The following is a 12,862-nucleotide window of genomic DNA, read 5'->3' as shown; positions in this document are numbered from 1 at the left end:
TTGTCCCGGAAACTGCCTAGCGAGTTTCCTCAGACAACGCCAGCAAAACCCAAAACGCTTCCGAGCCGGATGGCAAATCAAGTCTCAAAGCCACAGATCGCAACTTTTGCGATTGGCGCGCCGCAGCACTCTCGAACAAATAGCCGATCAGCGCCACGACCCGCATCTTGGCGCGGCTAAAAATCATGCAGCGCCGGGACGCGACCGCAAACGCCGGGTTCGGGAATGGTCGATTCCGTGGCGAAACCGCAACTGGGCGACATCAAACCGAAAGTATTACCCCGCGTTCCCCACCCGTTCAGCGCCCCCGGCCCTATTTTTCTCCAAACTTGCACCCTATATTGGGGGTGCCGGTTCGCCGGCTATGGAAATAAATGACCGTCGTAATAAACCATTCGGACCCGGGGGCAGTACCCGGCGCCTCCACCCAAGCCCACCCTTTCAGGATGGGTTTCGGCGGGGGCGAACCAGGATCGACGAGGGCGTAAAGGGCGAGTTTTTTCCCGGTATGGTTCCGCCGTTATCGGGCTATGCAATAGTTGCAAACGACAACTATGCTCCGGTTGCTCAGGCTGCGTAACGCAGTTTGAAAGACCAAGTCTAAAGTCCTGGTGGGTTAAGCTCCGCTAGGCGGGGTTCGGAGGCACCTGGCAACAGAAGCCTCCACTTTATTCTTTTTTATTTCCGGCCGATGACGCCGTTCTGCCGCAAATTCGCTCCGTCGCGCCTGCTGACCTGCGGCTCTCGCCGGGGTAGCATGGACAAAGGGGCGAGTCGGGGGACCGGCGGCCATTCAACGTAACAGGACGACCATGGCGACCGATCACATCCGTTATGACGTGCTGGCGCGCGACGCGCTGCGCGGGGTGCTGCGCCGCGTGCTGACCGACGCCGCCGAACACGGCCTGCCGGGCGAGCATCATTTCTTCATCACCTTCCTGTCCACCGCCGACGGAGTGAAGCTGTCGCCGCGGCTTTTGGCGCAATATCCGGAAGAGATGACGATCATCCTGCAGCATCAGTTCTGGGACCTTGTGGTGACGGAGGATCGTTTCGAGGTCGGCCTGTCGTTCGGCGGCATCCCCGAGCGGCTGGTGGTTCCGTTCGCGGCGATCAAGAGCTTCCTCGATCCTTCGGTGCAGTTCGGACTGCAATTCGAACCGGCAGAAACAGCGGCCGAGGCGTCGGCGGCGAAGCTGCCGGCCGTTCCCGCTCCCTCCGCCCTGCCCGTCGCCGCGCCGGAGCCCGCCGCGGAAAGCAAGGACGAGCCGGCGAAGACTGGCGAAGGCGCGGAAGTGGTGCGGCTGGATCGTTTCCGCAAGAAATAATCCAAGCGCGAGAAAATCGGCTACGCTGTAGTGTACACGTTCCGCCATTTCACGGCGCAACGGACACTTCGCATGGCTCGATCAGAAACATCTGGAAACAAATCCACCCGCAGCGAGACCGACAGCTTCGGTCCGATCGACGTTCCCGCCGACCGCTATTGGGGCGCGCAGACCGAACGCTCGCGACAGAATTTCAAGATCGGGCAGGATCGCATGCCGATCGCGATCGTCCATGCGCTCGGCATCGTCAAACTCGCCGCCGCCCAGACCAACCGGGAACTCGGATTGCTCGATGCGCGCCGCGCCGGCGCCATCATCCGCGCCGCACGCGAGGTGATCGAAGGCAAGCTTGACGATCACTTTCCTCTGGTCGTCTGGCAGACCGGCTCCGGCACCCAGACCAACATGAACCTCAACGAGGTGATTGCCAACCGCGCCAATCAGATGCTGGGCGGCGAACTCGGCGCCAAGAAACCGGTTCATCCCAACGACCACGTCAACATGAGTCAGTCGTCGAACGATTCATTTCCGACGGCGATGCATATCGCTGCCGCGGGACGCATCATCGCCGACCTGATTCCGGCGCTCAGCGAACTGCATCGCGAATTGCGCAAGAAGGAAAAGGCGTTCGCAAAGATCGTCAAGATCGGGCGCACCCACACCCAGGATGCGACGCCGCTGACGCTGGGACAGGAATTCTCGGGCTACGCCGCGCAGGTCGAAAGCGGCATCGCGCGGCTGCGCATCGCGGTCAAGGATTTGTTCCCGCTGGCGCAGGGCGGAACAGCCGTCGGCACCGGCCTCAACTCGAAACCGGGATTTGCAAAACTGTTCGCCAGGCACGTCGCCAAAATCACACGACAGCCGTTCAGCAGCGCGCCCAACAAGTTCGAGGCACTGGCTTCCAACGACGCCTATGTCATGGTGCATGGCGCGATCAATTCAGTGGCGACCGGACTGTTCAAGATCGCCAATGACATTCGCCTGCTGGGCTCGGGCCCGCGCTCCGGTCTCGGCGAATTGATCCTGCCGGAAAACGAACCGGGCTCGTCGATCATGCCCGGCAAGGTCAACCCGACCCAGTGCGAAGCGATGACCATGGTTTGCTGCCAGGTGTTCGGTAACCAGACAGCCGTCACCATTGCCGGGAGCCAGGGACATTTCGAATTGAATGTTTACAAGCCGGTGCTGGCATATTGTATGATACATTCCATTCAACTGCTGTCGGACGCGGCGCGCTCGTTCACCGAACATTGCGTGGTGGGCATACGCGCCGACGAAAAGCGAATTCGCGAATTGATGGAGCGCTCGCTGATGCTGGTCACCGCGCTGGCTCCGAAGATCGGATACGACAACGCGGCGAAGGTCGCCAAATCGGCGCACGCGCGCGGAACAACATTGAAGGAAGAGGCCGTGCGCCTCGGCTTTGTGAACGCCGCCGAATTCGAACGCCTGGTGCAGCCGGACAAAATGACACACCCGGGCTGATCGCAAGCCGCCCCCGGGAAACTACGGGTCAGAGATATTTATTATGGATCATACGTAGAGAATGAGGTTGATCATCTATTGTGGTTGCGTTGACGCATGGTAGGAGCATGAATTATTCGGTTTTCGCAGAGTGAAATTTATTTTTTGATGCTATCAAAGAGCGCTACACGGGGATTCCGAATGACCATCCAATTTGCCTGCGCACGACACGACGACATTTTTCCAGCCTATGAATTATCATGCCTTCGAGCCGCCGGATGATGGAGGCGAACATGGGAGACGTGATCAACCTGAAGCGATTCAAGAAGCGTAGCGAACGGGAACAATCGGCAAGGCAGGCCGATGCCAACCGCGCACGGTTCGGCCGGACCAAGGCCGAACGCGCGCTCGATGGACGTCGCAAGGATCGCGCCGGCGATCTCTTGGATCAGCATCTCTTGGATCAGCATTTCTTGGACCAGCACAAGCTCGATGACGGAGACGCGTCATGAAGTCACCCGTCGTCAAGCGCTCGATCGTGGTCGCCGGCCACAAGACCAGCGTCAGCCTCGAAGAGGCTTTCTGGAACGGCATGAAGGAAATCTCGGGGCTCCGGAACATGACCTTGTCCGAGCTGGTCGGCGAGATCGACAGTAACCGCCAGCAGGGCAATCTGTCCTCGGCGATCCGTCTCTTCGTGCTCGATTATTTCCGCACCCGCGCCATGCCGACCACCGCGCCGGACGGGCCGCGGCCGCAAGCTTAAGGCTTGGATCAGGGCGAGCGCGTCGCAGGCGCGCCCGCCCTGCTTCATCGCAACGCTCAATAAACGAGTCCGGTGCCGGGCGGCTTTTCGAGCGCCGCAGCCAACGACCGATACTCCTCGCAGCCCGTGCCGCAAATCGCCGCGATCCGGCTTAGATGATACGACGCCTGATCGCGATTGCCCTGCTCGATCTGCCACAGCCCGTAATACTGCCAGGTCAGCACATGGTTCGGGTCCGCCTTCAGCGCGCGCTCGTACCAGGTCTGCGACAGCTTGTAGTCGCCGAGCTTGCGGTAGGAGTAGCCGATCAGGTTGGCGACGCCAGCGTTGTCGTCGTGGCCGAGCGCCTTTAGCTGCTCGATAGCGGCAGCATAATCGTTGCGCTCGTAGATCGTCGCGTGAGCGGCACGGTATCCCTGCCGGAACGCGGCATCGTCGGCGCTCGACTGCTTGGTGGGCTTCTTCTTGGATTTGGAGCTCGACCGGGGAGCGGGCCTGGTGTCCGGCGGCGGCGGGCTGGCCGAAGGCGGATCGCTGCCGCCGCCCGCGGCAAAGGCCGGAACGGATGGCGGCGAAGCGGTCAAAGCCACCGAAAACAGTGCCAGCGTTGCGAGCTTGATTGCCGATTTCATGCGAACCTCCGGTTTTCCTGCCTGAGCGAGTCCATGGTCCAGCCGCAGGTACAGACCCCGCCGGGCGGGAAGTATTCCCGCCAGGCGCGCAGAAGCAGCGCACGTTGCGGTGGCTGGACGAATGACGGCAACCCGTATCTAATTGATTGATCGTTGCAGTTCCCCGCACACGCGGCGGCTGGAACCCGACGAAGTCGCAGAGAAGCCTTAACCTGGAAGCCCTGGAGAGAGAAATGGACATCGCAAAGCTGACCGCGCCTCGCGAACTCAGTCCATTTTCGGAAGCTCTCCATGCCTGCCTTTCTCGTTCTGGATTCCATCTCCCTCGCCACACCTGACGGACGCTCGCTGTTCGATGGATTGACGCTCGCGATCGGGCGCGAGCGCACCGGCGTTGTCGGCCGCAATGGCTGCGGCAAATCCACATTGCTTCGCCTGATCGCGGGCGAGATCGAACCGGCAGGCGGATCGCTGCAACGCATCGGCTCGATCGGCATGCTCGCGCAACTGACCGATGAACGGTTGACGGTCGACGAGGTGCTCGGCGTCGCCGGCGGCCTTGCCCGCCTGCGCCGGCTCGAACGCGGCGAAGGTTCGCTTGATGACGCTACGCACGCGGATTGGATGCTTGAAACGAGGATACAGGCGGCGTTGGCCGAAGCCGGGTTGCCGTCGTTGCCCCTGCACCGCCCGATCGTCTCCTTGAGCGGCGGCGAGCGAACGCGGGTCGCGCTGGCGCGCCTCCTGATCGAGGCGCCGGACCTGCTGCTGCTGGACGAGCCCACCAACAATCTCGACACGGACGGACGGCAGGCCGTGGCGCAGTTGCTCGAACGCTGGCAGGGCGGCGTCCTCGTCGCCAGCCACGACCGCGCGCTATTGGAACGCGTCGACCGCATCGTCGAGCTGACGCCGATCGGTATCAGCCTGTTCGGCGGCGCGTGGTCGGCCTTTACGCAAGCGCGCGAGGCGGCCCGCGTCCGCGCCGCTGACGATCTCGAGCGCGCCTCGGATGCCTTGCGCAATACCGAGCGCACGCTGCAGAAGGCGCGGGAAAAGAAGGCGCGCCGCGACAAGGCCGGCCGCGCCTGGCGCGCCAAGGGCATCGAGGACAAGATGTTCATGGACCGCGAGAAGGAGCGCGCCGAGAACAGCGCCGCGCGCGCAAGCCAACTCGCCGCCCGCCTGATCGGCGAGCGCGCCGAGGCGCTGGAGATGGCCAAGGCCCAAGTCGAGATCCTGACGCCGCTTTCGATCGATCTGCCGCGCACCCACCTGCCCGGCGGGCGCGAACTCATCGCCTTCAAGGAAGTGGTGATGGCCATCGGGGAGCGCCATCTGTTCGGACCGCTGTCATTCGACGTTCGCGGACCCGAGCGGATCGCCATCCGCGGCGCCAACGGGAGTGGCAAGACCACCTTGTTCCGCCTGATCACCGGCGAAGAGAAACCTGCGCGCGGCGACATCGGCCGCCGCACTGACCGCATTGCCGTGCTCGATCAGCACATCGGCCTGCTCGATCCCTGCTTAAGCATTCTCGACAATCTGCGTCGCCTGAATCCGGAGCTTACCGCCAACGAGGCCCACGCGGCGCTGGCGCGGTTTGCGTTCCGTAACCGGGCGGCGCTGCAGATCGCGAGAACACTTAGCGGCGGCGAGCGGCTGCGCGCGGGTCTCGCCTGCGTGTTCGCACGTCCGCAGCCGCCGTTCGTCCTGCTGCTCGACGAGCCGACCAACCATCTCGATCTCGCTTCCATCGAGGAACTGGAAAATGCATTGAAAGGATTCGACGGCGTGCTGATCGTGGTGAGCCACGACGAGGCGTTCATGCGGGCGATCGGGATCAGCCGAGAGATTGCACTTGGCTAGGCCGTGTACTCACAAACCGGCGTGACGGACAAAAGCAATGCCTGCTCTGCCCTTAGAGCGACGCTGTTACCTCACGGCAGCGAAACGACGCGAAGGGCCAGAATGCGGCCAAAGCAATCTGCTGCCCTTTACCGGCCGTAAACTATCGTGCGAACGAAACCCGGTAGCCATAGGCCTTGTGCAAGGGAGGCGGTTTAGCCTAGCCATCCGATCCAAAGTTCAGTGCACAGATGATGATCGTCAGTCAGAATAAAAATGTAGCTTCAGCGCACGAGGCGAGTAGGCATTTCTCTCGTCCCATGTGGTCGCTTGCCGTTCTCGTGGCGTTGATCCTGATTGCATTCTCTTTTGGCGCCTACGCACAGGTAGAGTACGGCCGGGTAATCAAGCTGCATTTCGGCGGGACGTCCTTCACGATCGATCGGGCACTGATCGATTATGCGTCCAGTCCCAGGAAACTCGCCGACATTGCTTGGTCCGCTACGCCTGAGTACGAAGTCGCCCACGGGAATACAATTGCGCTGAGGCTTGGCGAGACAATTCCACCGGCGCTTGGCTGCCGTCAGTATCTGAAGACGATCTTTCTTAAGCACAGGCGGCCCGTTGATATGCCTCCTGGTCGGGGGGCTTTTCGCGATTGGGAGCAATCGCGAACAGAAAATCCAGAAATTGTGAAGTTCATTACTCCCCCAGAGGAAAATCAAAAAATTGATTACTATCAATTTGAAAGCGACGATCTGCGAGACCATGTGAACCGGAAGCAGGTGTTCATAGACGCCAAGAACGTGTTTCCCGATACGCCATCAGTGATACTGATGGACATCATCATTCCTCCAGAAATCGAAATGCGGGTGAAGTTTTCGTCGCGCGAATGCTTCCTACGTGAAGGTCCTGCCTTGACGCGTCATATCCGAAACCTCGTATTTCAAGGCATCAGGTGAAATTCGCGTAGGGCTGCACGCCAATGTGTCCCGCCCTAGTTGGAGCGCGGCGGCGGATTCGCGACCTGCGGGGTCAGCGCCAGCGGCGGACGCGGCGGCGGCTTCTGCTTGGCTGTGCCCGGCGCGGGCCTGACGTCGATCGGCGGCGGCAGCGGCGCAACCTGCGGCTGGCCGGCGACGGGCGCCGGCGGCGCATTGACCACGGGCGGACGCGGCGCGACCGCCTTCTTTGCCGGCGGCCGCCGTGGCTCGCGACCCTTTGTGGTCGCCGGCGCAGGCGGGAGCGCCGCCTCCGGAAGCGGCGCTTGTCCATCCGCGGGCAGCACGATCGGCGGCGGCGCCGGCGGCGGCGGTTCGCCACGCTCGATGGCATCGAGCCTTCGGGTCTCGTGATCGATCGCGCGCACCGCCAGCCACGACGACAAGGGGGCAACGTCGACGCTGCGGCTGAGCGCGTCGGGCGTGCCCACGGCAAGCAGTTGAATCTCCGGACGCCCGGTCGTCATCGTCAGGGAAAGGGCGGCGCGGATATCGGCCTGATCGGCGGCGATATCGTATCCGCCGGAGACGATGGCCTTTACACCGTTGCCGTCCAGCGTCGTGGCGCCCACGCGAAGCCGGCCGTCCCTGACGGTGAACGGAATTTGCGCGGAAGGGACCGCAAGCGCGCCGGCCGGCAGGGTGGCTTCGACGATCTGCTTCAGCCGGACATCGTCCTTGGCCTGCCCGCTGTCATTGGCGCGGACCGCGACCTCGAACGCGCGCGGATCGAGGCCTGAAATCCTGGCCGCCTCCAGTGTCAGCGTTCCGCTGCCGGACAGCGCGCCCGCCAGCGCCGAGGCGCTGCGGCCCTGGCTCGTCAGCGTCATCTGCATCGACGCGCGGCCGGCGGGCATCGCGAGATTGCGATATCGCAGCGCCGTGCCGTCGACATCAGAGAGCTGGACGCTCGCGTTCAACGCAATGCCGTTCGCGCCTGGCTTCGCATCCATGCTGGCCGTGACATCGCCGCCGCCGATCTTGCCCTTGATGGCATCGAAGGTCAGCGAGTGGCCGTCGCTCTTGACCACGCCGCTCACCGGCCGCAACTCGCTTCCGCCCGGCAGCAGGCCGCGCAACGCCTGAAACGCGATCCTGCCGCGCCAGCCCTTCGCCAGCCCGGTGCCGAGCGGCTCGGCGGCATCGTGTCCGGCGGCGCCGAGCGCCAGGGCAAAGGCCGGCGCCAGCGCGAGCTGGTCGGTGCCGATTTCGCCCTCGATCTCCTTCTCCTCGCCGAGCGTCACCGCCAGGCCGCCGCGCAGGCGCGAACCGCCGAGGCTGCTGTCGAGGTCGTCGAACGTCAGCCTGTTGCCGGCGAGTTGCACGCGCGACGACAGGCCGATGTTCTGCGCCAGCGTGTCCGCCGGCTTGAGATCGAGCAGCGGCCCGAAATCGGCGCGGCGAACTTTCAAGGAGAGACTGGCCTTGGCCTCCTGTGCCCAAGGCTCGGCGGAGCCTTCCGCTTCGGCCTCAAGTCCCGTTCCCGAGATCTTTGCCTTGAGCCGCAACGGCCCGCCCCACGCACCCGCAGCGCCGCCTTCGAATTGCGCCGGGCCGTCGCCCGCCGCCACCGTGCGATCGAGGCCGAGCAGGACCAGCAGGGCGCGGCCTTGCTCGGACGACAATTTCGACTCGATTCCGACGTCGCTGCTCCGGAGCGCTGTGAGATCGATGCCCTGGATGGCCGCAACCGCCGGCCTTGCGGTGATCGTGGTGACGCCCTTGAGCAGCGCCGAGTCGAGGTCGGCTGTGGCGCGCGCCTGGACGCGATCGGACTGCCCGGCATTCCTGGTGAGGTCGAGCGCCAGTTTCAGGCGCGCCGGGCCCGGGCCGGCCCCCATCGCATTGAGCCGCGCGGCCAGCGCCGGCGAAAAGGGGACGATCAGACTGGTCAACCGGCTGAGCGAGGCGGCGCTCGAATTGAGCGCGAACCATCCGGTCGCGTTGACGCGGTCGAAATTGCCCGCGCCATCCAGCGTCACGCCTTCAAGCTGGCCGATCTTCAACTGCTCGAGCGATATTTTTGTCGGCGAGTAGGCCAGTCTGGCGAGCAGCGGACTCAGCTCCTGGCCGGCGGAGGTGGCGCGGCCGATGTCGAGCGAAAGCCTTGCCTCATCCGGCCACTCGCCTTGCGGCCCAGCCAGCGACCGCGCAAAGGCCGTGGCGGCATCGAGATCGAGCCGCTCGGCCTTCAGTTCCGCATCGACCCGGGAGCCGTGAATGGCTTGCCGGTGCGACACCACCACCCGCCCCTCCACCGTGCCGCCCTCGATGTCGGCTTTCATGGCGTCGATGGCAAAGCCCTCAGGCGCCACGGTCACATCGCCGCGCAGCCGAAGCGGCCTCTGGCTGCGATAAGCGATCTCGCCGCGGCCCTGCAGCCAGGTCAAGCAGCGCCTCGGGATCGGAGGATTCGACGCTGAGCGCGGCCTTGAAGCGGTCCAGCGAAACGCTCTTCTCACTGGCCTCGCTGAGCGAAACCCTGGTCGCGCCGGGCGCGCGGAACTCCAGTCTTCGCAGGCTCCAGGATTTGTCGTCGCCATGCAGCTCGGCCGCGATGTCCTGCAACGGGCGTCCGCCCAGCATGACCTGCTCGGAAGCAAGTTCGATCTGCGCTGATATCGGCAGATGCGGAATGACTGACGAGAGCGCCCGCAGCGTCGGTAACGCGCGAACCGGCTCAGTAGCATTATCCTTAGCATTATCCTTGGCGACGAACCTGTCGGCATCGAGCTGACGCGCCGACAATGCCGCGTGCAACAGCGGCGTCGCCCCGAAACGGATGTCGCCATTGCCTGAAAGTTTCAGCGCGCGCTCCTCGGCGCCATAGGTCACCTCGATTTGATCGAGCCGCGCCGCCGAGTAATCGGTCTTGACCTTCGCAGCGATACGCCACGGTGGATCGTTGCCCTTGCCCTTCTGACCGGGAGGAGCGACGAGCATCATCGCGCCTTCGAAGCGCGGCGCGCGCGCATCGAAATTCAGGACCCCGTCGAGGTCGATTGCGAGCGCGCGCTGGCCCGGATCGACATTGAGATGAACGCGGGTGCCGTTGCCGTCAGGCCCCTGCCCGGAAGAGACCCGAAACGGGTAGCGCGTGCCGGACAGCATAAAACTGCCGTCGCCGCGGACCGAGCCGGCCAGTGACCGCACGTCGCCACTGAAGGCGATATCGTTCAGTTCGAGCGTGCTGCGGCTCGTCGCATCATGCAGGGCGATGCGGCCGGTGAGATTGAGCCGGTCGATCGCCAGCGAGCCCAGATTGACCGTCCCGGTCGATGCCGGCCAATCGATGCGCCCCTTCGCGTCGAGCCCGAGATCGAGCGACATCCCGTTGATCGTCAATTCGGTCGCGCGCACCTCGCCGCGCATCAGCGAGCTCAGGCTGAATTCCACGTCGAGCTTGTCGGCGCGAACCTTGCCGAGATCGTTGGCGCCGCCGACCGCGACCGAGTGCAGTTGCAGCGACGGCGCCGGCAACAGCCGCGCGTCGAGCTTGCCGCCGACACGGACCGGCGCGCCGATGATCCGCGTCGCCTCAGCCTCGAATTGCGGCCGGAACTGGTTCCAGTCGATGAAGTATGGCCCGACGAGCGCGGCAATCAGCGCAATGATGAAGGCGATTGCCAGGCCGAGCAGCGTCGTCTGCACGGTATCTCCCTTTGAACCGCCCCGGCGCGCAGGCCGCGCTACGCCGAATCCGGCCCCGGAGCAGCCCGGAATATAGAGAGAAGTATGGCGAAGTCACAGCGTCATACTGACAGGAGCCCCACCCCGGCTCCAAGCACCGGAGCCAGGGGCTCAAAACCGCCGCCAAGGCGTTACCAGCTCGCCGGCAGGCGCTTCAGGCCGCGCAGCACGAAGGTCGGCCGCCATTCCGGATTGAGCGCGTCATCCAGCCGCAGGTCCGGGATCCGCCGAAGCAGGGTCGAAATCGCGATCTCGGCTTCGATCCGCGCCAACTGGGCGCCGAGGCAGAAATGGATGCCGCCGCCAAAGGACAGCGGCCTTACATTCGGCCTGACGATATCGAGGCGTTCCGGGTGGTCGGGATAGACCGCGGGGTCGTGGTTGGCCGAGCCCAGCAGACACAGCACGCTCTCGCCCTTGGGGATGCGTTTTCCGCCGAGATCGTCGATGTCCTCCAGCGCCACCCGGCCGGTGAGCTGAACCGACGAATCGTAGCGCAGGAATTCCTCGATGGCGTTGGTGATGAGCTCGGGCCTGGCCTTGAGCAGCGCGAGCTGGTCGGGATTGCGATGCAGCGCCAGCAGGCCATTGCCGATCAAATTAACGGTGGTCTCGTGGCCCGCGCCGAACAACAGAATGATATTGGCGGTCAGTTCCTCGTTGGAGAGCTTGTGGCCGTCCTCCTCGGCCTGCACCAGCTGCGTGATCAGGTCGTCACCGGGGGTCTTCCGCCGCAGCTCGAACATCTGCTGGAAATACATCGCCGCCATCGCATTGCCGGCGTTGCCCTGCTTGATCTCGTCCGGCGTCAGCGGCACCGGATCGAGCAGACGCCCGCCGTCGCGCGAACTTGTATAAAACACCTCGCGATGCTCCTCGGGGATTCCGAGCATGTCGCAGATGATGGTGACCGGCAGGCGGAAGGCGAAATCCTCGATAAGGTCCATCTTCCCCTGCGGGATGACGCGGTCGAGCGTCTCATCGACGATCTGCTGGATGCGCGGGCGCATGTCCTCGACCCGGCGCGCAGTGAAGGCCTTCACCACCAGCCCGCGCAGGCGGGTGTGGTCCGGCGGATCCTGCTGCAGCATCCAGTGGCTCATGCTGCGGAACACCGGCTCGTCCATGATCTTGGGGCCGTAACGCCGGATCGTGCGCTCGACGTAATCCTTGCCGAACCGCTTGTCGCGCACCACGAGGCTGACCTCGGCGTGGCGGCTGGCGACATACACGCCGAGCGGTGTCAGGTGCACCGGATCGGTGGCGCGCATCCGCTCGTAATGCGGATAGGGATTGCGAATGAATTCCGGGGACAGCGGATTGAACAACGGCGCGCTACTGGCAGGCTGAACATGCTCGTTCATGGTGACCTCAACTGGTTGCTGTGCGCAGTTCAGCGCGTTTCCCCGGGCCGGTCGATCGAAACTCGATACATTATTGTATTGAGTTGCATTCTCGCCTAAACTGGCCGGATGTCAAGAGTGCGAACCAGACCCACAAGGGACGACACCCGCGAAAAACTGTTCGAGGCGGCGGCGCGCGTGTTCGAGGAACAGGGCATCGGCGGCGCCAGCATCGAGGCGATCGCGGCGGCGGCCGGCTTCACACGCGGGGCGTTCTATTCGAACTTCAAGAGCAAGGACGAACTGATCATCGCCATGCTCGAGGATCACGTCGAGCAATCCATCGGGCGCATCCGTGATCTGCTCGAGCGGCACAAGAACCTTGCGGATTTCATCGATGCGCTGAAGACCATGAACCGCAGCCAGCAGGATCCGCTCGGCCGCTCTCCCCTGCTGCACATGGAAATGATCCTGTTCGTGGCGCGCGCCGAAAAGCGCCGGCCCGAACTTGCCAAGCGGCTGCGCGCCCGGCGAAAACTGGTCACCGACATCATCGAGACCACGGCCAGGAACAGCGGCAGGACGACAATCCTCAATCCGACATGGGCCGGCGCGCTGGTGCTGGCGCTGGAGGACGGCTTCCGTCTGCACCGCCTGATCGATCCCGAGACCACGCCGCCCGACAGCTTTTTTCGCGCTATCGGAGACCTGCAGAGGACGATGGGAATTTCATCGGCCTGAGACGGAAATATCCGCCTCGCGCGATGCGTCGCAAATCGATACCGTG

Annotated in this window: 12 protein-coding genes and 1 other RNA gene; 8 read left to right on the top strand and 5 right to left on the bottom strand. The window is 63.7% G+C overall.

Annotated elements, in window-relative coordinates:
* Positions 1-16 precede the first annotated feature (16 nt).
* A complete protein-coding gene (locus V1293_RS32185) occupies positions 17-157 on the bottom strand; it encodes a hypothetical protein (RefSeq protein ID WP_334515308.1) in 141 nt (46 codons plus the stop codon).
* Between the two features lie 153 nt (positions 158-310).
* Between V1293_RS32185 and ssrA the strand changes: the two genes are divergently transcribed.
* From ssrA to V1293_RS32160, 5 genes are all read left to right on the top strand, one after another.
* Positions 311-668: a transfer-messenger RNA gene (ssrA, locus tag V1293_RS32180) on the top strand.
* 144 nt (positions 669-812) lie between these two features.
* Positions 813-1,328, top strand: coding sequence for an SspB family protein (locus V1293_RS32175; protein ID WP_334515307.1), 516 nt, complete (start codon positions 813-815; stop codon positions 1,326-1,328).
* A 72-nt stretch (positions 1,329-1,400) separates the two neighbouring features.
* Entirely contained in the window at positions 1,401-2,816 is a 1,416-nt protein-coding gene (gene fumC, locus V1293_RS32170) for a class II fumarate hydratase (protein WP_334515306.1), read from the top strand.
* Between the two features lie 272 nt (positions 2,817-3,088).
* Positions 3,089-3,307, top strand: coding sequence for a DUF4169 family protein (locus V1293_RS32165; protein ID WP_334517007.1), 219 nt, complete (start codon positions 3,089-3,091; stop codon positions 3,305-3,307).
* Entirely contained in the window at positions 3,304-3,561 is a 258-nt protein-coding gene (locus V1293_RS32160) for a ribbon-helix-helix domain-containing protein (RefSeq protein ID WP_334515305.1), read from the top strand. The genes V1293_RS32165 and V1293_RS32160 overlap by 4 nt, the downstream gene beginning before the upstream one ends.
* 56 nt (positions 3,562-3,617) lie before the next feature.
* Here V1293_RS32160 and V1293_RS32155 read toward each other — a convergent pair whose 3' ends face one another.
* Positions 3,618-4,193 carry a tetratricopeptide repeat protein gene (locus V1293_RS32155; RefSeq protein WP_334515303.1) on the bottom strand — a complete coding sequence of 192 codons (576 nt, stop codon included), beginning with the start codon at positions 4,191-4,193 and terminating at the stop codon, positions 3,618-3,620.
* 291 nt (positions 4,194-4,484) lie between these two features.
* Between V1293_RS32155 and V1293_RS32150 the strand changes: the two genes are divergently transcribed.
* Positions 4,485-6,062 (top strand): ABC-F family ATP-binding cassette domain-containing protein, encoded by a 1,578-nt coding sequence (locus V1293_RS32150; protein ID WP_334515301.1) that lies wholly within the window; start codon positions 4,485-4,487, stop codon positions 6,060-6,062.
* Between the two features lie 230 nt (positions 6,063-6,292).
* Complete coding sequence (locus tag V1293_RS32145; protein WP_334515299.1) at positions 6,293-7,003, top strand: hypothetical protein; 711 nt, start codon at positions 6,293-6,295, stop codon at positions 7,001-7,003.
* Between the two features lie 35 nt (positions 7,004-7,038).
* On the opposite strand, the gene V1293_RS32140 is transcribed toward V1293_RS32145, so the two are convergent.
* The 3 genes from V1293_RS32140 to V1293_RS32130 form a co-directional block, all read right to left on the bottom strand.
* Positions 7,039-9,432, bottom strand: coding sequence for an AsmA-like C-terminal region-containing protein (locus V1293_RS32140; RefSeq protein ID WP_334515297.1), 2,394 nt, complete (start codon positions 9,430-9,432; stop codon positions 7,039-7,041).
* A complete protein-coding gene (locus tag V1293_RS32135; RefSeq protein ID WP_334515295.1) occupies positions 9,347-10,693 on the bottom strand; it encodes an AsmA family protein in 1,347 nt (448 codons plus the stop codon). Before V1293_RS32135 ends, V1293_RS32140 begins: the two co-directional genes overlap by 86 nt.
* A 170-nt stretch (positions 10,694-10,863) precedes the next feature.
* Positions 10,864-12,096 (bottom strand): cytochrome P450, encoded by a 1,233-nt coding sequence (locus tag V1293_RS32130; RefSeq protein ID WP_334515294.1) that lies wholly within the window; start codon positions 12,094-12,096, stop codon positions 10,864-10,866.
* A gap of 108 nt (positions 12,097-12,204) precedes the next feature.
* Here V1293_RS32130 and V1293_RS32125 point away from each other — a divergent pair, with 108 nt between their 5' ends.
* On the top strand, positions 12,205-12,816 hold the full coding sequence (locus tag V1293_RS32125) for a TetR/AcrR family transcriptional regulator (protein WP_065749568.1): 612 nt from the start codon (positions 12,205-12,207) through the stop codon (positions 12,814-12,816).
* Positions 12,817-12,862 lie beyond the last annotated feature (46 nt).

The organism is Bradyrhizobium sp. AZCC 1693 (assembly GCF_036924745.1).
Classification (GTDB): Bacteria; Pseudomonadota; Alphaproteobacteria; order Rhizobiales; family Xanthobacteraceae; genus Bradyrhizobium.
The sequence above is the reverse complement of the archived record's forward strand: the minus strand, read 5'-3'. Positions and strand labels throughout refer to the sequence as shown.

What these genes read in the sequence shown, in the direction of transcription:
- V1293_RS32175 (WP_334515307.1), top strand. Translation starts at nt 813, where the DNA reads ATGGCGACCGATCACATCCGTTATGACGTGCTGGCGCGCGACGCGCTG.
- fumC (WP_334515306.1), top strand. Translation starts at nt 1,401, where the DNA reads ATGGCTCGATCAGAAACATCTGGAAACAAATCCACCCGCAGCGAGACC.
- V1293_RS32165 (WP_334517007.1), top strand. Translation starts at nt 3,089, where the DNA reads ATGGGAGACGTGATCAACCTGAAGCGATTCAAGAAGCGTAGCGAACGG.
- V1293_RS32160 (WP_334515305.1), top strand. Translation starts at nt 3,304, where the DNA reads ATGAAGTCACCCGTCGTCAAGCGCTCGATCGTGGTCGCCGGCCACAAG.
- V1293_RS32155 (WP_334515303.1), bottom strand. Translation starts at nt 4,193, where the DNA reads ATGAAATCGGCAATCAAGCTCGCAACGCTGGCACTGTTTTCGGTGGCT.
- V1293_RS32150 (WP_334515301.1), top strand. Translation starts at nt 4,485, where the DNA reads ATGCCTGCCTTTCTCGTTCTGGATTCCATCTCCCTCGCCACACCTGAC.
- V1293_RS32145 (WP_334515299.1), top strand. Translation starts at nt 6,293, where the DNA reads ATGATGATCGTCAGTCAGAATAAAAATGTAGCTTCAGCGCACGAGGCG.
- V1293_RS32130 (WP_334515294.1), bottom strand. Translation starts at nt 12,096, where the DNA reads ATGAACGAGCATGTTCAGCCTGCCAGTAGCGCGCCGTTGTTCAATCCG.
- V1293_RS32125 (WP_065749568.1), top strand. Translation starts at nt 12,205, where the DNA reads ATGTCAAGAGTGCGAACCAGACCCACAAGGGACGACACCCGCGAAAAA.